Source organism: Chachezhania sediminis (assembly GCF_009765275.1).
In the GTDB taxonomy this organism is placed as follows: domain Bacteria; phylum Pseudomonadota; class Alphaproteobacteria; order Rhodobacterales; family Rhodobacteraceae; genus Chachezhania; species Chachezhania sediminis.
In genome coordinates, this window is sequence record NZ_VOPH01000007.1 from 103,903 (window position 1) to 127,700 (window position 23,798).

21 protein-coding genes and 3 riboswitches are annotated in these 23,798 nt (G+C 64.4%); of the genes, 12 read left to right on the top strand and 9 right to left on the bottom strand.

Annotated elements, in window-relative coordinates; translation table 11 throughout:
* Positions 1-24: 24 nt before the first annotated feature.
* Positions 25-1,665 carry a malate synthase A gene (aceB, locus tag FQK05_RS18995; RefSeq protein WP_158969837.1) on the bottom strand — a complete coding sequence of 547 codons (1,641 nt, stop codon included), beginning with the start codon at positions 1,663-1,665 and terminating at the stop codon, positions 25-27.
* A gap of 138 nt (positions 1,666-1,803) precedes the next feature.
* Here aceB and FQK05_RS19000 point away from each other — a divergent pair, with 138 nt between their 5' ends.
* Positions 1,804-3,249 (top strand): helix-turn-helix domain-containing protein, encoded by a 1,446-nt coding sequence (locus FQK05_RS19000; RefSeq protein ID WP_158969839.1) that lies wholly within the window; start codon positions 1,804-1,806, stop codon positions 3,247-3,249.
* 290 nt (positions 3,250-3,539) lie between these two features.
* Here FQK05_RS19000 and nrdF read toward each other — a convergent pair whose 3' ends face one another.
* From nrdF to nrdH, 4 genes are all read right to left on the bottom strand, one after another.
* Positions 3,540-4,505: a class 1b ribonucleoside-diphosphate reductase subunit beta gene (gene nrdF, locus FQK05_RS19005; RefSeq protein ID WP_199252716.1), complete on the bottom strand. Its 966-nt coding sequence runs from the start codon at positions 4,503-4,505 to the stop codon at positions 3,540-3,542.
* Positions 4,506-4,746: 241 nt separating this feature from the next.
* The gene (gene nrdE / locus FQK05_RS19010; protein ID WP_158969843.1) at positions 4,747-6,900 is read right to left on the bottom strand and encodes a class 1b ribonucleoside-diphosphate reductase subunit alpha; all 2,154 of its coding nucleotides are present in this window, start codon (positions 6,898-6,900) and stop codon (positions 4,747-4,749) included.
* Positions 6,885-7,298, bottom strand: coding sequence for a class Ib ribonucleoside-diphosphate reductase assembly flavoprotein NrdI (gene nrdI / locus FQK05_RS19015; RefSeq protein WP_158969846.1), 414 nt, complete (start codon positions 7,296-7,298; stop codon positions 6,885-6,887). The genes nrdE and nrdI overlap by 16 nt, the downstream gene beginning before the upstream one ends.
* Positions 7,299-7,320: 22 nt before the next feature.
* A complete protein-coding gene (gene nrdH / locus FQK05_RS19020) occupies positions 7,321-7,542 on the bottom strand; it encodes a glutaredoxin-like protein NrdH (protein ID WP_158969848.1) in 222 nt (73 codons plus the stop codon).
* 107 nt (positions 7,543-7,649) lie between these two features.
* Positions 7,650-7,849: riboswitch (cobalamin riboswitch) on the bottom strand.
* A 125-nt stretch (positions 7,850-7,974) separates the two neighbouring features.
* Positions 7,975-8,171, top strand: a riboswitch (cobalamin riboswitch).
* 171 nt (positions 8,172-8,342) lie between these two features.
* On the opposite strand from nrdH, the gene FQK05_RS19025 reads away from it, so the two are divergent.
* From FQK05_RS19025 to FQK05_RS19040, 4 genes are read left to right on the top strand one after another with little or no spacing between them, the layout of a single operon-like run.
* The gene (locus FQK05_RS19025) at positions 8,343-9,359 is read left to right on the top strand and encodes an ABC transporter substrate-binding protein (RefSeq protein WP_158969850.1); all 1,017 of its coding nucleotides are present in this window, start codon (positions 8,343-8,345) and stop codon (positions 9,357-9,359) included.
* A gap of 58 nt (positions 9,360-9,417) precedes the next feature.
* Entirely contained in the window at positions 9,418-9,834 is a 417-nt protein-coding gene (locus FQK05_RS19030; RefSeq protein ID WP_158969852.1) for a pseudoazurin, read from the top strand.
* Entirely contained in the window at positions 9,831-10,631 is an 801-nt protein-coding gene (locus FQK05_RS19035) for a class I SAM-dependent methyltransferase (protein WP_158969854.1), read from the top strand. Before FQK05_RS19030 ends, FQK05_RS19035 begins: the two co-directional genes overlap by 4 nt.
* Positions 10,628-11,164 (top strand): hypothetical protein, encoded by a 537-nt coding sequence (locus FQK05_RS19040; RefSeq protein WP_158969856.1) that lies wholly within the window; start codon positions 10,628-10,630, stop codon positions 11,162-11,164. The genes FQK05_RS19035 and FQK05_RS19040 overlap by 4 nt, the downstream gene beginning before the upstream one ends.
* On the opposite strand, the gene FQK05_RS26220 is transcribed toward FQK05_RS19040, so the two are convergent.
* The 4 genes from FQK05_RS26220 to FQK05_RS19060 are packed head-to-tail and all read right to left on the bottom strand — an operon-like array spanning position 11,149 to position 14,922.
* Positions 11,149-12,033, bottom strand: coding sequence for a DUF1289 domain-containing protein (locus FQK05_RS26220; RefSeq protein ID WP_158969858.1), 885 nt, complete (start codon positions 12,031-12,033; stop codon positions 11,149-11,151). The genes FQK05_RS19040 and FQK05_RS26220 overlap by 16 nt on opposite strands.
* Positions 12,030-12,872 (bottom strand): ABC transporter ATP-binding protein, encoded by an 843-nt coding sequence (locus tag FQK05_RS19050; RefSeq protein ID WP_158969860.1) that lies wholly within the window; start codon positions 12,870-12,872, stop codon positions 12,030-12,032. The genes FQK05_RS26220 and FQK05_RS19050 overlap by 4 nt, the downstream gene beginning before the upstream one ends.
* Positions 12,869-13,921, bottom strand: coding sequence for a FecCD family ABC transporter permease (locus FQK05_RS19055; RefSeq protein ID WP_158969862.1), 1,053 nt, complete (start codon positions 13,919-13,921; stop codon positions 12,869-12,871). Before FQK05_RS19055 ends, FQK05_RS19050 begins: the two co-directional genes overlap by 4 nt.
* Entirely contained in the window at positions 13,918-14,922 is a 1,005-nt protein-coding gene (locus FQK05_RS19060; RefSeq protein WP_158969864.1) for an ABC transporter substrate-binding protein, read from the bottom strand. The genes FQK05_RS19055 and FQK05_RS19060 overlap by 4 nt, the downstream gene beginning before the upstream one ends.
* Positions 14,923-15,064: 142 nt before the next feature.
* Positions 15,065-15,266: riboswitch (cobalamin riboswitch) on the bottom strand.
* Between the two features lie 657 nt (positions 15,267-15,923).
* On the opposite strand from FQK05_RS19060, the gene FQK05_RS19065 reads away from it, so the two are divergent.
* The 7 genes from FQK05_RS19065 to FQK05_RS19095 all read left to right on the top strand — a co-directional run bounded on the left by FQK05_RS19065 (position 15,924) and on the right by FQK05_RS19095 (position 23,571).
* Entirely contained in the window at positions 15,924-16,190 is a 267-nt protein-coding gene (locus tag FQK05_RS19065; protein ID WP_158969866.1) for a hypothetical protein, read from the top strand.
* Positions 16,191-16,270: 80 nt separating this feature from the next.
* Positions 16,271-17,386 (top strand): ABC transporter substrate-binding protein, encoded by a 1,116-nt coding sequence (locus tag FQK05_RS19070; protein ID WP_158969868.1) that lies wholly within the window; start codon positions 16,271-16,273, stop codon positions 17,384-17,386.
* The gene (locus FQK05_RS19075) at positions 17,383-18,462 is read left to right on the top strand and encodes a FecCD family ABC transporter permease (protein WP_158969870.1); all 1,080 of its coding nucleotides are present in this window, start codon (positions 17,383-17,385) and stop codon (positions 18,460-18,462) included. The genes FQK05_RS19070 and FQK05_RS19075 overlap by 4 nt, the downstream gene beginning before the upstream one ends.
* Positions 18,459-19,223, top strand: coding sequence for an ABC transporter ATP-binding protein (locus FQK05_RS19080; RefSeq protein ID WP_158969871.1), 765 nt, complete (start codon positions 18,459-18,461; stop codon positions 19,221-19,223). Before FQK05_RS19075 ends, FQK05_RS19080 begins: the two co-directional genes overlap by 4 nt.
* Positions 19,224-19,793: 570 nt before the next feature.
* A complete protein-coding gene (locus tag FQK05_RS19085; protein ID WP_158969873.1) occupies positions 19,794-21,005 on the top strand; it encodes an AAA family ATPase in 1,212 nt (403 codons plus the stop codon).
* On the top strand, positions 21,005-22,000 hold the full coding sequence (locus FQK05_RS19090; RefSeq protein WP_233270576.1) for a ParB/RepB/Spo0J family partition protein: 996 nt from the start codon (positions 21,005-21,007) through the stop codon (positions 21,998-22,000). Before FQK05_RS19085 ends, FQK05_RS19090 begins: the two co-directional genes overlap by 1 nt.
* 239 nt (positions 22,001-22,239) lie before the next feature.
* The gene (locus FQK05_RS19095) at positions 22,240-23,571 is read left to right on the top strand and encodes a helix-turn-helix domain-containing protein (RefSeq protein ID WP_233270577.1); all 1,332 of its coding nucleotides are present in this window, start codon (positions 22,240-22,242) and stop codon (positions 23,569-23,571) included.
* Positions 23,572-23,798: the final 227 nt, after the last annotated feature.

A 23,798-nucleotide genomic window follows, 5' to 3' on the forward strand; every position in this document is an offset into this window, starting at 1 on the left:
GGGAAGCAATGTGAACGGGCAGCATCAGTCGAGCGCGTTCAGCACCGCGTAGGCGGGTGTTGTGATGAATTCGGGGGGCGTGTCCGCCAGCACCGCTTCCTGGAAGATCCGCGCGGCCGAGGCATAGCGGCCGCGGTGAAAGCCGGGCATGCCCAGCCGCCCCAGGATGGCGCCGATTTCCGCCTGGATCAGTTCGGCCAGCCAGTCCGCATCGGCGACCCGCATGCCGCCGGAGTCCAGCCGAACTTCGGCGCGATGGCGGATCCACTGCCAGATCTGGCTGCGCGAGATCTCGGCCGTGGCGGCATCTTCCATCAGGTTGTGAATCGGCACGGCACCACGGCCCTGCAGCCACTGCGCAAGGTATTCGATGGCAACCGAGACATTGCCGCGCAACCCCGCTTCGGTCACGGCACCGTCATGCGGATGCAGCAGCATGTCCGGCGTTACCCGCGGATGCTGACGCGGCTGGCGGATCTGGTTGGCACGCGGCATGTGGGCGTCGAAGACCTCCATCGCGATGGGCACCAGATCCGGGTGGGCAACCCAAGTGCCGTCGTGACCGGCCGTCACCTCGCGCAGCTTGTCGGCCCGAACCTTGTCGAAGGCCGCGGCATTGGCCGCGTCATCGCCCCTGACCGGGATCTGCGCAGCCATGCCCCCCATCGCGTGGATGCCTCGGCGGTGGCAGACGTCGACCAGACGCGCCGAATAGGCGGCCAGAAACGCACGATCCATCGTCACTTGCGCACGATCAGGCAGGATATAGGCCGCGTGGGACCGCAGGCACTTGATATAGCTGAAGATGTAGTCCCATCGCCCGCAGTTCAGACCGGCGATGTGATCGCGCAGCTCCCAGACGATCTCGTCCATCTCGAAGGAAGCGCGCAGCGTCTCGATCAGGACCGTGGCCTTGATCGTGGCATTGGGCATGCCCAGCCTTTCCTGCGTGCAGACGAAGATATCGTTCCACAACCGCGCCTCGCGGTGGTTTTCCAGCTTCGGCAGGTAATAGAATGGGCCGCGGTCGGTTTCCGCCAGCGCCACGGCGTTATGGTAGGCATGCAGCCCGAAGTCGAAGAGCGATGCCGCGACAGGATTGCCGTTCAGCATCACGTTCGCCTCGTCCATGTGCAGCCCGCGCGGACGGACGATCATCACCGCCGTCTCGTCCCCCGTCGCATAGGACTTGCCGGTTTTCGGATCCTCGTAGGCCAGGCAGCCGTCGCGATAGTCGAGCATGTTGACCTGGCCCGCGATCATGATGTCGAAGCGCGGGGCCGAGGCATCCTCGAAATCCGCCATGAAGACCTTGGCGCCGGAGTTCAGGGCATTGATCATCATCTTGCGGTCGACGGGGCCGGTGATTTCGACCCGGCGGTCGGCCAGCACATCTGGCACGGGCGCTGCTTCCCAGGCGCCGTTGCGGATATCGGCGGTTTCCACCAGGAATTCCGGTAGAAATCCGGTGTCATAACCGTGCTGACGGCCGGCCCGTGCGGTGCGCAGGGCATTCAGACGCGGTCCGAATTCCACCTGCAGAGCGGCCAGGAAGGCCAGCGCCTCGGGTGTCAGCACACGGTCGATGCCCGGCCCGTCGCGCAGCACCATGGGTTGAAGGCTTGCAGCCGGTGCCGCGGCAGAGATCGGTTGGGCAAGGGTCATCACATCGGCCTTTCTGCTGGATTCGATGGCATGTGTGATGCTAGTAATGTCACCTATACAATTGAATATCGCATTGTAATTATTGAGTTATTATGTATTCTTTGTAAGGATTTGACCTGCACATCTGTAAGGTTTGTAATGACGGAACGCGGCGAGAAACTGATCATCGGAGCCCGGTTGAAGCGGCTTCGTCGCACACTGGGATTGACCCAGGCGCAGATGGCACAGGACCTTGGGGTCTCGGCCTCCTATGTCACGCTGATAGAGGCGAACCAGCGGCCGGTCAGCGCCAAGCTTCTGGTCAGGCTCAGTCAGGTCTACGATTTTTCGCCCGGAGAGATCGCGGGCGCCAGCGATCTGCAGCTGCAGGCGGATCTTGAGGCCGCGCTGAAGGATCCGCTGTTTGCGGAGTCCATTCCACGCTCCGAGGTGGAGGAGGTCGTGAATGCCTCGCCGGCGCTTGCGCGGGGGCTGCTGCGCCTTCATGACAAGTACCGCGCCATGGCGATGGCCGCGATTTCCGAGGCAAATCCCTTTTCCGATCGCGACAAGGTCGAGCTTCTGGAACAGACTGCCCGCCCGGTCGACGAGGTCCGCGCGCATTTCCATGCCCGTCGCAATCACGTGGACGCGCTGGACCGCGCAGCCGAGGATCTGGCGGATGAGTTGAAGATCTGGCGGACCGAACCACAGATCGTGCTGAATGACCGGCTGCGGGAACGGCATGGCTATCGCGTGCGGATCCTGCCGCAGGATGTGATGCCGGGGCAGCTGAGGCTGCTGGACCCGCATCGGCGGCATCTGAACCTGTCGGAACGGCTGGACCAGCCCGGCCGCCGCTTCCAGATCGCCGTGCAGATCGCCCGTCTGGAATACGATGTCCTGATCGCGGACGAAGCGCAGGCGGCCGGGTTTTCCGGCGCCGCGCTGCCGCTGGCGCGCGCGAGTTTCGCCAATTACTTCGCCGCCGCTCTCCTGATGCCCTATCGCCGGTTCCTGAAAGCCGCGGAAAGCGAACGCTACGATGTCGAGCTTCTGTGCCAGCGCTTCGGCACCAGCTTCGAACAGGTCGCCCACCGGCTGACGACACTGCAGCGCCCCGAGGCGCGGGGCGTGCCGTTCTTCTTCGTCCGCATGGACCGCGCCGGGAACGTGTCGAAACGGTTCAGCGCGGGGCGCTTCCATTTCTCGAAGTTCGGCGGGTCCTGCCCGCTCTGGAACATCCATTCCTGTTTCGTGACGCCCGAGCGGGTGCAGACCCAGGTGATCGCAATGCCCGATGGGACGACCTATTTCTCGATCGCGCGGACGGTGACGCGGCAGATGGGCACCTTTGCCAACCCGGCGGCGCCCTTCGCCATCGGGCTGGGATGCGACATCGCCTATGCGCCACGGCTGATCTATGCGCAGGATCTGGACCTTGATGCTGTGCTGCCCGTCGAGATCGGGGTGAACTGCTATCTGTGCGAACGCCCGCACTGCCCGTCCAGGGCCTATCCGCCAATCAACCGTCCGTTCGTCTTTTCAGAGCGCGAACGGGGCGTATCGAGCTTCGGCTTCGCGTCGGACGAGGCGATGGGGTAATCCCCGCCCTGTGCCCCGGATCAGGGGCCGCCAGCATTTCGAAGGACGCTGGCAACCTATGCGGAAAAACAGCGCGATGTAGCGGCCGAGATCACACCGTCCGCCGGGTATGCCGTGTTCCAGAAGCAAGCCCGTGCAGTCGACCCGGTCACCATCGAGGCCCAACCTTGCCGCTGCGCCCTCGTCCAGTCCCGGCACGGCAGGCAGCAGGGTCCGGATGCAGCCTGTCCGTGGAAAGAGGCTGGTCCAGGACCCAGTCCCAGTCAAACCACGGTCCAACCGGCGCTGGGTCAGAAATCCCAGTCTTCGTCCTCGGTCGCCACGGCCTTGCCGATGACATAGGACGACCCCGAGCCCGAAAAGAAGTCGTGATTTTCGCTGTCGGGGCTGAGTGCGGCCAGGATCGCCGGGTTCACTTCGCAGGCCGCGGGCGGAAACAGCGCCTCGAAACCCAGGTTCTGCAACGCCTTGTTGGCGTTGTAATGAAGGAAGGCCTTCACGTCCTCGGCCAGACCGATCCCGTCATAGAGTTCCTCGGTATAGTGCGACTCGATCTCGTAGAGGTCGAACATCAGCGCGAAGGCGAAATCCTTCAATGCGTCGCGCTCAGCCTGCGGCAGACGTTCGGCGGCGCGCTGGAACTTGTAGCCGATATAGTAGCCGTGGATCGCTTCGTCGCGGATGATCAGGCGGATCAAGTCGGCGGTGTTGGTCAGCTTGGCGCGGCTGGACCAGTACATCGGCAGATAGAAGCCGGAATAAAACAGAAAGCTTTCCAGGAAGACCGAGGCGATCTTGCGTTTCAGCGGATCGGCATCGGCGCCGTATTCGTCCAGGATCAGCCGCGCCTTGGCCTGCAGGTGCGGATCCTCTTCCGACCAGCGGAAGGCCTCGTCGACCTCGCGCGTCAGGCAGAGGGTCGAGAAGATCGAGGAATAGGACCGCGCATGGACCGCCTCCATGAAGGCGATATTGGTCAGGACGGCCTCTTCGTGCGGTGTCTGGGCATCGGCCAGCATGGCGGGCGCGCCGACGCTGTTCTGGATCGTGTCCAGAAGCGTCAGCCCGGTGAAGACGCGGATGGTCAGTTCGCGTTCCTCGGGGCGCAGCGTCGCCCAGCTTTGCACGTCGTTCGACAGCGGCACCTTTTCCGGCAGCCAGAAGTTCACAGTCAGACGGTTCCAGACCTCCAGGTCCTTGTCGTCCTGAAGGCGGTTCCAGTTGATGGCGCGGGGGATGGGGCGCCGGGCGGTCATGTCCTTCACAATCAATTCCTTTCGGGCGGCGGCGGGTGAACCCCGCCCTGTGTATGCAGGAACCTGCGCGCATCCGGACGCCGCCTGGGGCCGGGGTCATCCCCCCGGCCTGCAACGTCGGGGAACGGGCGCTGTCCCATGTCGGATGGTCTTTCAGCGGGCGGTGCCTGGGGACCACGCACCCTGCGGATGTGTCACGGTCGGGTCTGGCGTCGGGCGGGGTCTACCCCGCCGCCACCGGTTACAAAGTACAGGACACGCAGCCCTGAACTTCGGTCCCTTCCAGCGCGGTCTGGCGCAGGCGGACATAGTAGATCGTCTTGATCCCTTTCCGCCACGCGTAGATCTGGGCGCGGTTGATGTCACGGGTCGTGGCCTCCGCCGGGAAGAACAGCGTCAGCGACAGGCCCTGGTCCACGTGTTCAGTCGCGGCGGCATAGACGTCGATGATCGCCTCGGGCCCGATCTCGTAGGCGTCGCGGTAATAGCCGAGGTTCTCGTTCGTCATGAACGGCGCAGGGTAGTAGACGCGGCCGATCTTGCCTTCCTTGCGGATCTCGATCTTGGACACGATCGGGTGGATCGAGGAGGTCGAATTGTTGATGTAGCTGATCGAGCCCGTAGGCGGCACCGCCTGAAGGTTCCGGTTGTAAAGCCCGTCCTGCATCACCGCATCGCGCAGACCGGCCCAGTCCGCGCGCCTAGGCAGCGCCACGCCCATCCGGTCGAACAGCGCCTGCACCGCCTCCGTCTCCGGCAGCCAGTCCCGGTCGACATATTTCCCGAAGAACGACCCGTCGGCATAACGAGACGTCTCGAACCCCTTGAAGGTCGCCCCCTTTTCGCGCGCCAGCGCGTTCGAGGCGCGGATCGCGTGGAAGGCCACGGCAGCAAAATAGGCACGGGTGAAGTCCACGCCCTCGGCGCTGTCGTAATGGATCCGCTCGCGTGCCAGGAACCCGTGCAGGTTCATCTGGCCCAGCCCCACCGCATGCGCGTCGTCGTTGCCCTTACGGACCGACGGCACGGACTCGATGGCCGACATCTCGCTGACCGCCGTCAGCGCGCGGATCGCGCTTTCCACGGTCCGCCCCAGATCGCCGCCGTCCATCGCCTTCGCGATGTTCAGAGACCCCAGGTTGCACGAGATATCGGCGCCCATCTTCGCATAGCTCAGGTCGTCGTTGAATTCCGACGCCTCGTTCACCTGCAGGATCTCGGAACACAGGTTCGACATCGCGATCCGGCCCGCGATCGGGTTGGCGCGGTTCACGCTGTCCTCGAACATGATGTAGGGATAGCCGCTTTCGAACTGGATCTCGGCCAGTGTCTGGAAGAACGCCCGCGCGTTGATCTTCTTCTTGCGGATCCGCTTGTCGCCGACCATCTCGTCGTATTTTTCGGTCACCGAGATGTCGGAGAACGGCAGGCCATAGACCCGCTCCACGTCGTGGGGCGAAAAGAGGTACATGTCCTCGTTCTTCTTAGCCAGGTCGAAGGTCACGTCGGGGATGACGACACCCAGCGACAGGGTCTTGATGCGGATCTTCTCGTCCGCGTTCTCGCGCTTGGTGTCCAGGAACTGCAGGATATCCGGGTGGTGCGCGTTCAGATAGACCGCCCCCGCCCCCTGCCGCGCGCCCAGCTGGTTGGCATAGGAAAAGCTGTCTTCCAGCAGCTTCATCACCGGGATCACGCCCGAGGACTGGTTTTCGATCCCCTTGATCGGCGCGCCGTGCTCGCGGATGTTGGTCAGCATCAGGGCCACGCCGCCGCCGCGTTTCGACAGTTGAAGTGACGAATTGATCGCCCGGCCGATGCTTTCCATGTTGTCCTCGACCCGAAGCAGGAAGCACGAGATCAGCTCTCCGCGCGAGGCCTTTCCGGCATTCAGGAACGTGGGAGTTGCGGGTTGGAACCGGCCGGAAATGATCTCTTCCATGAAGGACATCGCCAGCGCCTGATCGCCGCGCGCCAGCGTCAGGGCGACCATGACGACGCGATCCTCGTAGCGTTCCAGATAGCGCTGCCCGTCGCGGGTCTTCAGCGTGTACGAGGTGTAGTACTTGAAGGCGCCCAGGAAGGTCGGGAACCGGAACTTGCGGGCAAAGGCCGCGTCCCAAATCCGTTGGATGAACTCGCGCGGATACTGCGCCAGCACCTCGGCCTCGTAGTAACCTTCGTCGACAAGGTAGCCCAGCTTCTCGTCCAGCGAATGGAAGAAGACGGTGTTCTGATTCACATGTTGCAGGAAATACTGCCGCGCCGCCTTGCGGTCGGCATCGAAACGGATCTGACCGGCCTCGTCGTAGAGGTTCAGCATCGCGTTCAGCGCATGGTAGTCGAGCGTTTCGGCCCCGTCGCCCTTCATGCCGCCCTTCACATCGTCAAGCATTCCGCTCTCCACAGTTTTTCCAGCCCGGCGCGAACGCGGGCGATATCGGTTTCGGTGCCGGCCAGTTCGAACCGGTAGAGCACAGGCACCCCGCACTTCCGGGCGATGACATCGCCGGCCAGTGCGAAGGTCGTGCCGAAATTGCGGTTGCCCGCGGCGATGACGCCACGCAGCAACGCCCGCCGGTCGGGATCGTTCAGAAAGCGGATCACCTGTTTCGGCACCGCGCCGCGGCCTTCGCCATCGGCATAGGTGGGACAGATCAGGGCAAAGGGCATGTCCGGGCGGGGCATCTTCGTGTCCGTCCCCAAAGGGATGCGCGCCGCGGGCAGACCCAGCGCCGTCACGAAACGGGCCGTGTTGCCCGACCGCGACGAGAAGTAGACGATCCCTCCCAAGGCGCTGTCCCCCTGCCCCGGATCAGGCCAGACGGCGGATCAGGTCCGGACGGAAACCCGCCCAGTGATCGTCGCCCGCGATGACAACCGGCGCCTGGCGATAGCCCAGTTCGGTCACGCGGGTCATGGCAGCGGCGTCCACGGTCAGGTCGACCAGGTTATAGGCAATGCCCTGGGCCTCCAGTGCACGGGTGGTTGCCGTGCACTGCACGCAGGCCGGTTTGGAATAGACGGTGATCGACATTGCTCTGTCCTCTCTGTTGCGCGTATCGAGGACAGGGGACAACGGATCGGCGCTGGCATCCTGATGCCAGCCCTTTCGCGTACACCCCGAGGCCCTCCGCCTGCGGTCGTCATGGTCGTGCCCTGGCAGGTTTCCTGGCTCGCGGGTTGTCGCTCGGCTGGCCTTCCCGGGTGGATCCGGTGGCGTGATCAGCGTCGCTCGCCGCTTACAGTTGCGGGGGCAGCGCCGGAATGGGTCCATCGGACCGCACCGGCTTCCCTCTTAGCCCTTGATTTGAGTCGCGGGCACCAAAGCACCTGTATCTTGTGGCACTTTGGGTGGGAAGGTCAATATCTGGATTGCATGCCCCGGGCCATACACCGCCATTTCGGGCTTGCCGTAGATGAAACCGGCCGGCCGGCTCACGCACGGTTGCCAAATCCGTGGCCGTGGGCTAGCGCTTCGGGTGTCGGTTTCCACCCGGAATGAAAAGGGAATCCGCCGCCGGTCCGCCGGCGAAACGGAACTGCCCCCGCAACTGTAAGCGGTGAGCGCGCAGCACCCAAGGCCACTGAGGACAGGCTCCTCGGGAAGGCAGCTGCAAGCCATGACCCGCCAGTCAGGAGACCTGCCGACGCTGTCAGCAACGCGGCCCGGACGGGGTGTCCGGGGAGGTGTCGAATGAAGATTTCCCCTGTGCGGCCCGACCGGGTTGCCTCTGCCATCGCGCTTGGTACGGCCGCCCCGGTCCGTCCGGCCGAAAGCCTCCGGGACGGCGTGTCCTCTCCTGTTCGGGTCGAAACACCGATCGGAGACGACCCATGTTCCTGAAGATTGCCGCGGGTGCCGCCCTGGCATCCGCAACCCTTGCCGTGCCCGCCACGGCCGGGTCCACGCGGTATCCCCTGACCATCCACAATTGCGGGATCGATCTGACATTCGACAAGGCGCCCGAAACCGTCGTGTCGTTGGGCCAGCGCGGGACCGAAATGCTGTACCTGCTGGGCCTGGCCGACAAGGTCGTGGGCACCGCCGTCTGGCGCAGCCCGGTCCTGCCGCAATTCGCCGAAGCGAACGCCCGCGTCGAACGCCTGGCCGACAACGACCCGTCCTTCGAGGCTGTGATCGCCAGGAAACCCGATTTCGTCACCGCCGACCTGCAGTTCCATATCGGACAAAAGGGCGTCGTCGGCACGCAGGCGCAGTTCGCCAAAGTCGGCATTCCCGCCTACAACCTGCCCTCGGACTGCGCCGACCGGCCCAAGATGCAGACCTCGGACGGGCCGCGCCCGATCCCGTTCGAGATGGACCTGATCTACAACGACATCACCGAACTGGCCCTGATCTTCGATATCCCGGACCGCGGCGCGGAACTGGTGGCCGAACTGCAGGCACGCGAAGAAGCTGCGCTGGCAAGGATCGCCGATGTCGATCTAAACGGCGTCTCGATCGTGTTCTGGTTTTCGTCCGCCACGAAGGAGGCCGATCCCTATGTCGCAGGCCGGAACGGCACGCCGGGCTACATGATGCGGCAACTGGGGCTGACGAACATCATCGACAGCACCGAAGACTGGCCGACCGTGGGATGGGAGACCATCGCCCGGGCCAACCCGACCTTCATCGTGATCGGCGACATGACCCGCCGCCGCTATCCGATGGATTCGACCGAGGCCAAGATGGAGTTCCTGCACACCGATCCGGTGGCCAGCCTGATGGATGCCGTCCAGCAGAACCGCGTAATCGCGATGGACGTGATGCCGATGGGCGGCTCGACCCGCGTGATCGACGGGCTGGAAACCCTGGCCGATGCGCTCACCTCGATGAATGCGGGCCAGTGATGGCCTCCGGGTTCCGGAGAAGCTTCGGACCCCCCTCCCCTAACGCAAAGGACTACCGATGAAGCCTGCCCTATTGATGATCGCCACCCTTCTGGCCGGTCCGGCCCTGGCCGAAACCCACGAAGTGGCGATGTATACGCGAAACGACCGCGGCCCGATGATCTATGAACCGGACTTCCTGCGGATACAGCCCGGCGACAGCGTTCGCTTCGTTCCGGTCCAGCGCAGCCACAATGCCGCCACCATCGACGGCATGATCCCGGCGGGAGCCCAGCCCTTCAAGGGCAACATCAACGAGGACTTCACCGTCACCCTCACCGAACCGGGGATCTACGGGGTCAAGTGCAGTCCGCACTACATGATGGGCATGGTCATGCTGATCGCCGTGGGCGATGCGGGGAACCCGGTCTTCCCGGACGACCTGCCGCCCCGCGCGCGCCAGCGCTTCGATCAGATCATGGCGGCGCAGCAATGACCACGAACCGGGATCTGACAGACGAGATCAAGGACTACTGGTCGCGCCGGTCAAAGACCTTCGACCTGTCTTTCGGCCACTACATCCCGCCGGGGCCCGAGGCCGAGGCCTGGGCGCAGCCGATGCGCGATCATCTGGGTCCGGCGCCGCAGCGGGTGCTGGAACTGGCCTGCGGCACCGGTGAAGTCACCCGGCTGGTCCACGACCTGGGCCACGACGTGACGGGCCTAGATTTCTCGGAAGACATGATGGCCGTGGCAAAGGCCAAGCACGCAGGCAAGCCGCGATTGCGGTTCATCCTGGCCAATGCCTGCCAGACGATGGAGCCCGACGCCAGCTATGACGCGATCCTCTGCCGCCATCTGGTCTGGACGCTGGTGGAACCCGAGGCCGCCTTTACCGACTGGTTTCGCGTCCTGCGCCCCGGCGGGCGGCTGTTGATCTACGATGGCGACTGGGCCCGCCCGGCCAGCCCGCTGGCGGCAAAACTGCTGGCGCTCTGGGCGCGGCTGTCGCCCGAGCCTAGTGCGGACGAGACGGCCGCAAAGGCCCATGCCGACATCATGGCCCGACTGCCCTTCCGCGGCGGGCTGACCGTCGACAGGATCCTGCCCCTGCTGGAACAGGCGGGGTTCGAAGATTTTCGGCACCTGTCCCACGCCCCGATTTCGCGCGCGCAGCGGCGCGCCAACGGCCTGCGCAACAGGCTGAGAACCCGGGTCTGGAACCGCTTCATCCTTGTGGCCCGGAAACCGGGCCCGACCGACACTCGCACCTCACCGGAGACTTCAGCATGACGACAACCCTTGGACGCCCTGCCTGGATCGCGGCTCTGAGCGCGGTCAGCATCCTCATCAGCCTGGCCCTGACCTGCGGCATGCCCTTCGCGGCCCTTGGCGCCGTGGCGGCCCTGGCCCTGCCCCTTCGCGACGGCGTGGCCGCGGTCCTGCTGGCGTGGCTGGCCAATCAGGCCATCGGGTTCGGTCTTCTCGGCTATCCGACCGATCCCGAGACCATCGCCTGGGGCGTAGCACTGAGCCTTTCTGCGCTGGCGGCCCTCTGCGCCGCCCGTTTCACGAAGAGCGCCCTGAACGGGTCCGCCCCCGCCCTGCGATGGATCCTTGGGTTCGCAACCGCATTCTGCGCGCAGCAGGCGGTGATCTGGACGGTGGGCCTGGCGCTGTCGTCCCATCCCGGGGCGATCTCGCTGCCGGTTCTGGCCTATGTCGGCTGGACCAATGCCCTGGCCTTCACCCTACTGGCCGCGGTGCAGTGGGCCGGAGTGGCCGCAGGTGTCGCCCCGGCCCCGCTGCGTCAGCTGCGCGGATAGAAGATCGCCCCCGGCAGATAGGCCCGGGGCATGTCCATCCCTACCGGCGTGGCCCGGCCCGACGACAGAAGGTCCGGCAGAAGGTGGGTATGCGGCCCCACGGGCGACTGGCCGCCCGGCGCCGGGATCGGGGCCAGCACCTCGACCCGGCCCAGCGGGGTCTCGATCACCCGGGCCGGGCTTTCGGCCAGAAGCGCGTGGCCGATGGTGCCCATGCAGGCCGGGAACGCGATGCCCAGGGCGCGGTCCATCGCCTCGTGCGCCGGGCCGGGGGCGACACGGACGCAGAACCGGGCCTCTTTCCGGCCCAGACCCAGATCGTAGAGCGCGCACCGGCGGTCGACGCTGTCGATCGCGTTCCGGTCCGGACCAAGAGCCGCGATCCCGTCCGCCACCGGCGGCCGGCCGCGTTCGCGCTTGACAGCCAGGACGATGCGCGCCCGTTCCGGCGGGATATCCGGCGCCTCGAAGGTCAGCGCGCGCACGGCATCGTCGATCAGGAAACGCAGGCGCGCGCCTTCGGTGCGGGCAATGATGTTGTCGCCGTCCTCTTCGACCTCGATCGCTTTGCCCGGAGCGGCACAGAACTCGCCGACGCCGCCCAGCACGCCGGCCACCCATGTGCCCCGGGCGCCCTCCAGCGTGCTCCGCACGAAGGTGCGCACCTGATCGGTGGTCCAGTCAAGCCGCCGGCAGGTCACTCCCAGCCGTTCCAGCCGCGCCGGCAGCACGTCCCAGATGGCGCCCCGCGTGGCGGCATCGGCCAGTCCCCAGCCGGCGATTTCCTCCGTTGTGCGGGCGCAGCCCAGGCAAAATCCCGTCGTGGCATCCATGGTGCAGTTTCCGACACAGGGGCTGGCCAGGTTCATGTCGCGACCTTCGTCTTTGCAAGATAAGGGAAATCCGGGGTGGTGGCCCGCCCCGCCGCAATCCCGGGCGTAGCGCGGTCTCCGGATTGGAAGCGCATGATCCGCGCGCCATCCACGGGATCGGTCAGGAACCGCGCACGGACGTCGAAAATCTCGGACAGAATGGTTTCGGTCAGGACCGCGTCGGGCGCTCCCTGATCCATCAGCCGACCACCGGACATGACCGCGATGCGGTCGCAATCCATCGCCTGGTTCAGGTCGTGCAGCGCCACCACCACGGTCACCGGCAGTGCGCGGACCAGGTGCAGGATTGACAGCTGGTGATGGATGTCGAGGTGATTGGTCGGTTCGTCCAGCATCAGGATCCGGGGCTCTTGCGCCAGGGCGCGGGCGATATGGACCCGCTGGCGTTCGCCCCCGGACAGGGTGTGCCAGTACCGGCCGGCCATGTGCCCCATCCCGACATCGTCCAGCGCACGGCCGACGATGGCGTCATCCTGCGAAGACCAGGGCTGAAGCGCGCTCAGCCAGGGTGTCCGGCCCAGTTCTACGGCGTCGCGGACGGTTATGCGGTTGCCTGTGTCGGCCTGCTGTTCGACCAGCGCGATGTTCTGCGCAATGGCGCGCTGCCCCATGTCAGCCATGGGTCGGCCATCCAACCGGACCTGCCCCCGCCCCGGCCGCCTGATGCCCGCCAGCATCTTCAGCAGCGACGACTTGCCGGACCCGTTCGGACCGATCAGCCCCAGCGTTTCGCCTTCGCGGACCGACAGGCAAACCCCGTCGACGATGTCGGCGCCCGAGACCGACCAGCCCAGGTCCTGTGCTTCGAGGATCATGTGCCGCGTCCTCCACGGATCAGGATCAGGGCGAAGGCCGGCGCACCCACCAATGCGGTTATGACCCCGATCGGCAGGACCTGCCCCGGGATCAGCACGCGCGAGATGATATCCGAGGCAATCAGGAAGACGGCACCGGCCAGCGCCGATGCCGGAACCAGTCGCCCGTGACGGACCCCCACGACAAAGCGCATCGCATGGGGGATCACCAGTCCGACAAAGCCGATGGAGCCGACCATTGACACCATGCAGGCGGTGACCAGCGCGGTGGCGGCGATCAGGATCACCTGGACCTGCCGCACCGGCACGCCCAGTGCTGCCGCACTGTCGGCCCCGAATGTGAAGGCATCCAGCGCACGGATGAACCAAAGGCAGATCCCCAGTCCGCCGAACGCGGCCGGTACGGCCACAAGGGCATCGTCCCAGCGCACCCCCGACAGGTTGCCCAGAAGCCAGAACATGATGCCCCGCGCCTGTTCGGCATTGGCCGACTTGGCAATGATAAAGGCCGTCAGCGCGTTGAAGAGCTGCGAGCCCGCGATGCCGGCCAGCACTATGACCCCTGCGGCCTGCATCCCGGGACCGCCCCCCGCGGCGCGTGCCAGGATCGCGACCAGCGCAAAGGCCAGGACGGCGCCCGCAAAGGCCCCCGCCGAAAGCGAAATCGCGCCCGCCCCCAACCCGGCCACCGTGACCGCGACCGCCCCGGTCGATGCCCCGGCCGAAATCCCCAGCAGGTAAGGATCGGCCAGCGCGTTCCGCAGCAGTGCCTGCAGCACCACACCCGACAGTGCCAACCCCGTGCCGCAGCAGGCCGCCACCACCGCCCGCGAGGCCCGGTAGCTCCAGATGATGCCGGCGTCGATCCGGTCGACGCCCAGGTCCATCCCGAAGATCCTGGCGCCCAGCACCTTTATCACGGTCTCCAGCGGGATCCGGGTCTCGCCGATGCAGATCCCGGCCAGAAGCGCCGCAGCCAGCACCGGGGGGGCGATCCATCCCCAGTGCCAGTGCGGGCGCCGCGCCCGGACGAGCGCGGCGTCGCTCATTGACCTTGCAGCCCGGCCAGCGCGTCGGCGACCGCTTCAAGCCCGAAGATCGATCGCATCGTGGCGCTCATCGCGTGTGCGTCCATGACCACGATCCGGCCTTCGCGGACGGCGGTCATTTCCTTCGCCACCGGATCCGTGGTCAGGAATTCCATCTTCTTGTCGATGTCATCCGCGGGAAAGCGGCGACGGTCCATCTCGGCGACCACGATCACAGTCGGATCGGACCGGGCGATGCTTTCCCAACCCACGGTCGGCCATTCCTCGTCCGACTGGATCACGTTGGTGACGCCCAGATTCTCCATCATGTAGCCCGGCGCGCCCTTCTGACCGGCAACGTAAGGATCGACATCCGTGTCGGCGGACGAGAACCAGAACACGGCCGACACATCCTTAAGCCCCAGCGCTTTCGCCTTTTCGATGGCCGCAGCCTCGCGGGCCTTCAGGTCCGTGACCAGTTCGGCGCCGCGGTCTTCCACATCGAAGATCTGCGCCAGCTGGGTGATGCCCTTGTAGACGCTGTCGGTGGAAAAGGCGGATGTCCGCGTGCCGTCGCCGCCGGTCGTGTTGTCCTTGGTATCGCAGTCGGCCGGCATCACGTAGGTCGGGATGCCCAGGTCGTGGAACTGGTCGCGCGTGCCTACGATGCCCTGCGGGCCGACATGCCATTCGTACTGGATCGCCACCAGCCCCGGCCGCTTGGCGACCACGGATTCGAAGCTGGGATCGTTGTCCGCCAGCCGCTCGACCCCATCGTTCAGGTCCCTGAACTGGGGCAGGACGTCGTTGAACCAGACCGAGGTCCCGGTGACCTTGTCACCCAGCCCCAGCATGTAAAGCGTCTCGGTCGCCGACTGGCCGATGGTCACGGCGCTTTCGGGGGCCGCCTCGAAGGTGACACTCTGGCCGCAGTTCTCGATGGTCAGCGGATAGTCAGTGGCCAGCGCCATGGTCGGGGCCAGCAAGAGCCCGGCGGCCGCGCCGAACAGGTTGATTTTCATGTCAGTCTCCAGATCGATTGGATCCGATCCGGGGCGCGCGACGACACGGCTGGCCCGCCGGAACGGCAGGCTGACATGCATCGACAGAGGTGTCGCGACGAGCGGTATTCATCGATATCCTCCCCGGGCACCCCGCCCGGTGTTACGGTTGCAAGTGTCGGCAGGTCTCCTGACTGGCGGGTCATCACCATGGTCCGGCCTTCCCGGGAAGATCCCAGTGGCACGGTTCGGACCAAGGCTCGTCGCCTACAGTTGCGGGGGCAGTTCCGGTTCACCGGGCACGAGGCCCGGCGGCGGATTCCCTTTCAATCTCCGGGTGGAGAACCGACGGCGGCACTCAAGAGCAGGCCGCGCAGACTGTCAATAGAAGGTCGCCTGCAAAGGCCCTTCCAAACCCGGCAGGTATCCGCCGCGGCCCGGATCGGAATCCGGATCGCGCGGCCCTGACCCTGTCCGGATCCGGCCGGAACATGTCCGTCGAAATCGCCCACGCGTGTACTTTCCGCCAATTCTGCAAATCGCTGTCGAAATCCCGGACCACGTCTTCGACGACATTGCCGGCGCATTGTTCCAGCAGGCGCGCCTGGGCCTTTTGCAGGCTTGATTGCAGCCGCGCATCGCTCCCTAATCCACGATCCCGATCTATTGCCCGAGACCTGAAGGAACAGACAGGCGCAAACGGCATCCCCACCCTTCGCCGTGCAGTAGGCCAACCGGCGCATGCAGGCGCCCGCTCCGCGGTCAATGGTGGGAAAGCCTCCAACCGGTGCAATTTGCGACCGGCGCATGTTGCCCAAAGAAATGCCTGCGCTCCAAAGATTGACGGACCCCGGTCAAGCTGCGACTACGGGCGGGACATTCCTGAACCCGGTTGCTGTTTCTTGATTTCCCGGCGAACCATATCCCCCCTTCGGCGCTTCGGACTGATCTTTCCGGCGCTGACATGGCTTGCGATCCAGTTCGCCATGGCCGGCGGGCTGCAGGTATCGCAGGCCACGGGAATGATCGTCGAACTGTGCGGGGTCTTCGGCGAAGAACCGGTCCTGATCGACCTGGAAACCGGCGAACCGGTCGAACAGACCCATCTGTCGACCGGCTGCGATTGGTGCCACAGCTTCGGCAGCGCCATCGACGCGCCCCCGCGCACGGGCGTCGACTGGCAGAAGATCGCGCTCGACTTTTCCCACCGGCTGGAATTGGCACCGCCGCCCCACCTGGCATTGCGTCTGGTGGGCGACGCCCAAACCCGAGGTCCACCGATCCTTTAAGGTCCCCAGAATCCTGTCCTTTCCGACCTGCTCCCCGCCCGGGGCGGCAGCCGGAGATCTGTGAACCTGAAGGAAATCCCATGTTCAATCCTGTACTGCGCGGCCTTGCCGCGGCCGCTTTCGTGGCATCTGCCGCTCTGCCTGCATGGGCGGAAACCGTAACCGACACGATGGGGCGCACCGTTGACGTGCCCGACGATCCGCAGCGGATCGTCCTTGGCTTCTACTACGAAGACTACATGGCCGTGGCCGGGCCGGACGGCATCGACCGCCTTGCCGGTATCTCGCGCGGGCCGTGGGAAGGCTGGCGCAACCTGCAATGGAAGAACTATGTCAGCGCCATGCCGAAAATTGCGGACCTGCCCGATGTCGGCGACACCGGCGACGGGACGTTCTCGCTTGAATCCGTGGTGGCAAGCCGGCCGGATCTGGTCCTGCTGGCCAGCTGGCAATACAAGGCCCTTGGCGAAATTGCCGACAGGATCGAGGCTGCGGGAATCCCGGTGGTCGTCCTGGACTACAATGCGCAGACAGTCGAAAAGCACGTCGAATCCACCTTGCTGCTGGGCAAGATCCTGAACCGGGAGGACCGCGCCGAACAGCTGGCCGGCGAATACGAGGACGCCGTCGCGGCCGTGCTGTCGCGGCTGTCGGACATTCCTGCCGAAGACCGACCGCGGATCTATGTCGAGCTGGGGCGCAAGGGCAAGGACGTCTACGACAACTCCTACTCCGGGACCCAGTGGGGCGCCGTGATCGACCAGCTGGGCGCAGAAAACATCGCCAATGGCCAGGTAGAGAACTACGGGCCGCTCAGCGCCGAATACGTGCTGTCGCAGGATCCGCAGGTCGTTCTTCTGGCCGGCTCTGGCTGGATGGGACAGGACCAGGCGATCCTGATGGGGCCCAACGTGGACGAGACCACGACCCACGAGCGGATGCGCCCCTATATGGACCGTCCGGGTTGGGACGAGTTGGAAGCGGTCAAGAACGGGCGCGTCTTCGCTGTCTACCATGGCGGAAACCGGACGCTTTACGACTATGCCTTCCTGCAGTTCCTGGCCCAGGCGATCTATCCCGAGATCTTTGCCGACCTGGACCCTCAGGCGGCACTGGACCGGTTCTTCGACACCTACATGCCAGTGCCGATGGTCGGCACCTACATGACCCGGCTACCGGTCGGTCAGGACGGATGACCACCACGGTTCGGGCGGGGGCGGCAGATGCCGGCCCCGCACTGCCATCCGCGGGCGATTACCGCGCGCTGGTGCGCAGACGTCTTTTGTGGCTTGCCGCCGGGGTCGCGGCCTTCCTGATGCTGACCGTGGCCGACATCGCCAGCGGGCCGTCGATGCTGGGCATACCGGACGTGGTACAGGCCCTGCTTTCGCCATCCCGCGCCAGTTCGATGACCCGGATCATCGTCTTCGACATCCGCCTGCCGGTGACCTGCATGGCGATCCTTGTCGGAATGGCCCTTGGCATGGCGGGCGCCCACATGCAGACCATCCTGGGCAACCCGCTGGCCAGCCCCTACACGCTGGGCTTTTCTGCCGCGGCCGGTTTCGGCGCGGCCCTTGTGATCCTGACCGGGCTGTCGCTGCCGTTCCTGCCCTGGCTCAGCATCCCCCTGGCCGCCTTCGCCATGTGCCTGGTTGCGGGCGTCGTGGTCTACTGCTTTGCCCGCATGCAGGGCATGAGCCCAGAGATCATGGTCCTGGCCGGGATCGCCACCCTGTTCATGTTCCAGGCAGCACAGTCGCTGGTCCAATACCTTGCCGCGCCCGAGATCCTGCAGGCCATCGTCTTCTGGCTGTTTGGATCGCTGGTCCGTGCCAGCTGGTCCAATGTGCCCATCGTCGCAGCCGTGGTCGCGATCTCCACCGTCGCGGTGCTGCCCAGCCTTTGGCAGTTGACGGCCCTGCGTCTGGGCGGCGCCCGCGCCGCCGCAATCGGCGTGAATGTCGAGGCGCTGCGGATCCGGATCTTTGTCGTCGTGGCCCTTCTGACCTCGGGCGCGGTGGCCTTCGTCGGCACCATCGGTTTCGTCGGGCTGGTCGCGCCCCATATCGCCCGCATGACCGTGGGCGAGGATCAGCGCCTTCTGCTGCCCATGGCAGCGCTTGCCGGGGCGGATATCATGTTGGCAGCCTCGGTCCTGTCCAAGGTGGTCTCGCCCGGGGCCATCGTGCCCATCGGCATCGTCACCGCGGTGATCGGGGTGCCGTTCCTCTTCTTCCTCATCCTCCGCGGTCAAAGGAGAAACTGGTGACACTCGGCATCGAAACCCTCACTGTCCGCTACGGCGCGGCCCGGATCATCGAAGATGTCAGCGATACATGGCAGGGCGGCGAACTGACGGCCCTGATCGGCTGCAACGGCGCGGGCAAGTCCACTTTCCTTAGGGCCGTTGCAGGGCTTCTGCCCTCGACCGGACGCGTGACGCTGGACGGCGCGGCCGTGAGGCAGGAAGATCGCGGCGCACAGATTGCCTATGTCCCGCAGGACACCGGCGCGACCTCGTCCCTGACCGTGCTGGAGGTCGTCCTGCTGGGACGGCTACGATCGCTTGGCCTGCGTGTTCCGTCCGGTCTGATCGACGAGGCAGCCGCCGCGCTGGACCTTTTCGGGCTGGCCCGACTGCAGACACGGCGCCTGGACGAGATCAGCGGCGGCCAGCGCCAACTGGTGTACCTGATCCAGGCGCTGTTCCGCGCGCCCCGGGTCCTGTTGCTTGATGAACCGACCTCTGCGCTCGACCTGCGCCACCAGTTGCTTGTGCTGGAAAAGCTGAAAGAGGTGACCGCAGCCACCGGCACTGTTATCGCGCTGGCGCTGCATGACCTGAACCTTGCAGCGCAGTTCGCCGACCGGCTGATCGCCCTGCATGATGGGCGGATCCGGGCCTCGGGACCCGCCGAGGAGGTTCTGACCGCCGGCAACCTGAATGCCATGTACGGCGTCGAGGCCGATATCGTCCGATTGCCCCCTGCCCGGTTGCAGGTCATGCCGATCCGCGCCCCCGCACGGTGACGCCCGGGCGCGGCCGGACCGGGCCCGGACCGGATTGGGCCGCGCAAAGTCACGAACAGACAGGATCCGGCCTGACCGCGTCTTGGACAACCGGGGGATCAGGTCCTGCGACCGCAACCTGATAGCAGAGCTGTCTGAACGCGAATCGGAGTTTTGTTCCGTCGCACCGAGTGCAGCGGCACTTCCACTGCCTAACCCTGCACCTTCCGGCGATGGTCAAGCGGACGTTCTTGACCGGTGCCGCCGCTCATTTCCTTGCGGGGGCGGCCCGGACCGTCCCGGAATCATCCGGAACGGCCCCTGCCCTCTTCGGGATTCGGAGCGTGTTGCACAATCCAGTTGGATTTCCAGGTCAGGCGGCCCGCCGGTTCAATCCCCCTCTCAAAGGGCCGGGCGGCCGGTCAGGTCGAAACTTCCCGCGCAAGCGGCTAGAATATAAGGCATTTATCAAGCGATCACTGGCAAACAATCCGAGGTGTTCTTCGCAAATAATCCCGTGCTCAACAACTTTATATAGATTTTCCCCCTCGGGTCGTTGTACCCCTTCAAAAAACGTAAACGAGGAAGAGCATGCCGAAGATTCGAGGCTCGCAAGCGATGCGGGGCTACAGTGATACTATTCGCGATGCACTGTCCCGGCAGAACGCACGGCTCTTTGCCCCCGACGAACGCAAGTCCGACAAGGAGTTGCGGCGTCTTTCGGTGCGCGAGACGGCCGAAGCCCTCCGGATCAATTATAACACGCTGCGCCACCATCTGAAGCACATGGATGGCTTCCCCGACGGCCGGCTGGAACCCGGCAACCGCCGGACATTCTCGGTCGAAGAGATCCACGAGATCCAGCGCATCCTCTACGAGGCCGGAAAAATCCCGCGGGAGTTTTATCCGCGCAAGGGCGAAACCGACCTGCCCGCCACGATCGCCGTCTACAACCTGAAAGGTGGCGTGGCCAAGACAAGCCTGACCAGCAACCTGTCGGAATTCCTGGCCGTACGCGGATACCGTGTGCTGCTGATCGATCTCGATCCGCAGGGCAGCCTGTCTGACCTGTTCGACGTCAAGGCCGACATAGACGATCTGCCGTCGATCTACGACGTATTGCGCACCGAAGGGCCGGTCCCCATTACCGAGGCAATCGCCCCCACCTATTTCCCGAACATCGACATCGTGCCCGGGTCGCTTTCGATGACCGAGTTCGAATTCGAGACCTCCGCCTCGTTCCGGCTCGCCGACGGGGTTGGCACGCCCTGGCACCGCAAGATCGTCAATGCGCTGGAACTGGTCGATTCGTACTACGACGTGATCCTTTTCGATACGCCGCCGCACATGAGCTTTGCCGTCATCGCCGCCGTCTTCGCGGCAAACGGCCTTCTCATCCCCGTCTCTGCCGGGATGCTAGACGTCGTCAGCCTGGAAAAGTTCCTCGATCTCGGGGCCAGCACGCTCGAAGTCGTGGAACAGGTGGAGCAGGAGAAGGAATACGACTTCATGCGCTTCATCCTGACGCGGTATTCCCCGCACGATCAGGCACAACTGCAGCTGAGTTCGTTCCTGCGCTCCCAGCTTGGGCCGGCGATGCTGAAAACGGACTTCCTGAACTCTGCCGCCATCGGCGACGGGTCGAATGCGATGCAGCCGATCATGGAGCTTGGGCCCCAGGCGGCCGGCACCCGGAAGACATACGACCGCATCTTCGAATGCCTGCAGAACATCACCTACGAGGTGGAAGAAGAGATCATGGCCTCGTGGGGCTTCAAGTTGCCCAAGATGGGGGGTGAATGATGGCCCGGAAGCTTCTTGGCGATGTCGGCGGCCCCGATGACCGCGACGAGACAGAGACGTCCCCTGCCCGCCCCCGGCGGCGGAGTTCGCTGATCCAGGGCGGCGCCGCGGCGCCGAGGTATATCGAGGCCTCTGCCCGGTCACAGTCCGAACGGACGCACCAGGACATCCAGATCGATCAGATCCAGCCCAGCCGGATCGAGGACCGTATCGACGTGAACGAAGGCCTGGACGAGCTTGTCGATAACATCGACAAGAACGGTCAGCAGATCCCGATCATCGTCCGGATCGTCAACCAGGAAAAACCCTACGAGATCGTTGCAGGCCGCCGCAGGCTGGCCGCATTGCGCAAGCTCGGCCGGACGACGGTCAAGGGCTACATCACCCGGATGTCCGACAAGGAAGCCTTCATCGCGCAGGGGATCGAGAATTCCGCGCGACTGGAGACCAGCTTCATCGAACGTGCCCGCACCGCGGTCAAGGCGTCCGAGGCCGGGTTCCTGCAGGACGATATCTCGGAGTTCCTGGCCATCAGCCAGCCGCTCGTTTCGGCCATGGTGCGGACCTACAAGTTCTTTGACGAGGACTGCGTCGTGGCTATCGGCCCCGCCCGCGGCATCGGCCGCCGGAAATGGGACCAGTTGATGACGCTGTGCAAGGACGGCAAGATCGGGCCCGACCAGATCCAGCCGCTGATCGACCCGACGATTGCCGAAAGCTCGGACCGGTTCGAGGATCTCTTCACCAAGGTCGCGGCCGGGGTGGAGGGCAAGGCAAAGGCACCCTCCTCCCGGTCGAAACCGGGCGCACGCGGCGCCGTGAAGACGACATCGAGAAGCTATGTGAATGGCAGCTACGCATCGCAGCGCATGTCGCGGCAGCTTCTGATCAAGGCCGGGAAATCCGCGGACGAAGGTCTACTCGACTACATCTCGGACCGTCTTCCGCAGCTTATCGAGGACTTCAGGGCAACAAAGGCGCCGCCGGAAAAGTGAACTCTCAACCATATGATCTAAAACGGTAATTTATGTATTACCGCGGTTATATGGCACCAGGAACAAAAAGACAGGCCAACAGCAACACAGGAGCAGACGAGCAGGCAAGAAAAGACCCCCCGAGATCGAAATCCCGAGAGGCCTTACCGTACTTGTAGCAAAGATGGTTTAGCCCTTTTGTGATCCTCTTTCAACACCGGACTCCGGTGAACGGTCTATTTTTGCCGTCTGAAATCAGGATGACACCACAACTGCCCGCGGCCAGGCCGCGTAGGCAAACGGAATATGTTTGCCAGAATACAGGTCCCGCCCCTTCGCGCGTGGACCGCTGGGACCTATTGTCCGTCGTCACGGCACTTCGGAAGGAACTGGGGCTGGCCGACCGCGACATCATGGTCCTGCGCGCCCACCTTTCGGTTCTGCCCCACGGTCTGCTGGATCCCACCCGGCTGAACATATCGTTCATGAGCGTGTCCGAGATTCTGGGCCGTGCCTGCGGGATGGACGAACGGCGATTCCGCCGCGGCGAGGCCCGCCTGGAAGCCGCGGGTCTTGTGGCGCGGCGCCTTAGCGCGAACGGCCGCCGCTTTCCCGAACGCAACGTCGAAGGGACCATCGTCAATGCCTATGGCATCGATCTGGCGCCGCTGCTGGCATGCTATGGCAACCTGCTCGATCAGCACCGAAGGATCGAGGAGGATCGCCTTGCACTTCGCGCCTTGAAGAACGCGATCAGCGCCCGGTTCACCGCGGTGATGAAAACCCTTGCCGCCAGCGCTGCACCCCTGCCCCACTGGATCGACGACCTTCGCGAGCACCTGCGCAATGCCATCCGGCGCAAAGCGACGCCGCAGCATGAACTGCGTGCCATCGATGCCCGCATCAGCGAACTTGAAAACAGCATACCCCCCATCGTAGACGACGCGCCTTCTCCGCGTCCTGCACCAATTCGCGCCGATAGCCACGCGAGCGGCACGGTGCGTATCACCACGGAATCGGAGCCCCGATCTGCTCCCACGACAAGCCAGCCGGACACGCCCCCCGACGATGACGGTCAAACTGTCCGGCACATAGAGTCGAAACAAAAAGAAAGAAATTCTCCGACGCCATGCCACGGATTGGAAACAGGTATCGACGGCAACTGGCAACAACTTCACACAATGGCAACGTATTATCCGGCTCCGCCCTCGTCCCCACATCAAACGGCAAAGATCTTGTTCGAGTTCTCATCCTTTCTGGGACTGGGCACGAACACGGTCGAAAAGGCTATCGAGAGTCTTGGTCTTTTGGGTGCCCTGATCGCGATCGACTACGTGGCAGAAAACATCTCGAAGATCGGCAAACCTCAGAGCTATCTGATGTCAATGCTCCGATGCAGGGAACAAGGAGAGGCAATCGCCGGCGGCCGTCTTCCTCCGGTTAATGTCCGCAGGGCTTCAGGTCGGGACCAGATGGCGCGAGCAATGTATGCAAGCAAGGATATGCCGTCACCCGAACAGGTCTTGTCCCCCTATATGACCGGACGGCACTACACCCGCGCCAATACCGAGATGCTTGGAGCCCCTGCATGATTGGTCATCAGATGATGAGCAATCTGATCTTTGGTCCAGCCTGAAACCTTGTCGGGCTCGACAAAGTCATCTGCACTGCTTTTCGCGAACCCGCGTGGAGATCAAGATAGATGCGCGGACCAAAGCGGGCCGTCAGGGAAAAGCTCACCGCATTCCGTATCACCTGGATCCTCTGTCCGGCATCTACTACCATTGCCGGCATACCAGGCCATATAACCGCGGTTATA

Bases quoted from the DNA above. Each gene is read 5' to 3' on its own strand.
- aceB (WP_158969837.1), bottom strand. From the start codon at position 1,665: ATGACCCTTGCCCAACCGATCTCTGCCGCGGCACCGGCTGCAAGCCTT.
- FQK05_RS19000 (WP_158969839.1), top strand. From the start codon at position 1,804: ATGACGGAACGCGGCGAGAAACTGATCATCGGAGCCCGGTTGAAGCGG.
- nrdF (WP_199252716.1), bottom strand. From the start codon at position 4,505: ATGACCGCCCGGCGCCCCATCCCCCGCGCCATCAACTGGAACCGCCTT.
- nrdE (WP_158969843.1), bottom strand. From the start codon at position 6,900: ATGCTTGACGATGTGAAGGGCGGCATGAAGGGCGACGGGGCCGAAACG.
- nrdH (WP_158969848.1), bottom strand. From the start codon at position 7,542: ATGTCGATCACCGTCTATTCCAAACCGGCCTGCGTGCAGTGCACGGCA.
- FQK05_RS19025 (WP_158969850.1), top strand. From the start codon at position 8,343: ATGTTCCTGAAGATTGCCGCGGGTGCCGCCCTGGCATCCGCAACCCTT.
- FQK05_RS19030 (WP_158969852.1), top strand. From the start codon at position 9,418: ATGAAGCCTGCCCTATTGATGATCGCCACCCTTCTGGCCGGTCCGGCC.
- FQK05_RS19035 (WP_158969854.1), top strand. From the start codon at position 9,831: ATGACCACGAACCGGGATCTGACAGACGAGATCAAGGACTACTGGTCG.
- FQK05_RS19040 (WP_158969856.1), top strand. From the start codon at position 10,628: ATGACGACAACCCTTGGACGCCCTGCCTGGATCGCGGCTCTGAGCGCG.
- FQK05_RS26220 (WP_158969858.1), bottom strand. From the start codon at position 12,033: ATGAACCTGGCCAGCCCCTGTGTCGGAAACTGCACCATGGATGCCACG.
- FQK05_RS19050 (WP_158969860.1), bottom strand. From the start codon at position 12,872: ATGATCCTCGAAGCACAGGACCTGGGCTGGTCGGTCTCGGGCGCCGAC.
- FQK05_RS19055 (WP_158969862.1), bottom strand. From the start codon at position 13,921: ATGAGCGACGCCGCGCTCGTCCGGGCGCGGCGCCCGCACTGGCACTGG.
- FQK05_RS19060 (WP_158969864.1), bottom strand. From the start codon at position 14,922: ATGAAAATCAACCTGTTCGGCGCGGCCGCCGGGCTCTTGCTGGCCCCG.
- FQK05_RS19065 (WP_158969866.1), top strand. From the start codon at position 15,924: ATGATCGTCGAACTGTGCGGGGTCTTCGGCGAAGAACCGGTCCTGATC.
- FQK05_RS19070 (WP_158969868.1), top strand. From the start codon at position 16,271: ATGTTCAATCCTGTACTGCGCGGCCTTGCCGCGGCCGCTTTCGTGGCA.
- FQK05_RS19075 (WP_158969870.1), top strand. From the start codon at position 17,383: ATGACCACCACGGTTCGGGCGGGGGCGGCAGATGCCGGCCCCGCACTG.
- FQK05_RS19085 (WP_158969873.1), top strand. From the start codon at position 19,794: ATGCCGAAGATTCGAGGCTCGCAAGCGATGCGGGGCTACAGTGATACT.
- FQK05_RS19090 (WP_233270576.1), top strand. From the start codon at position 21,005: ATGGCCCGGAAGCTTCTTGGCGATGTCGGCGGCCCCGATGACCGCGAC.
- FQK05_RS19095 (WP_233270577.1), top strand. From the start codon at position 22,240: ATGACACCACAACTGCCCGCGGCCAGGCCGCGTAGGCAAACGGAATAT.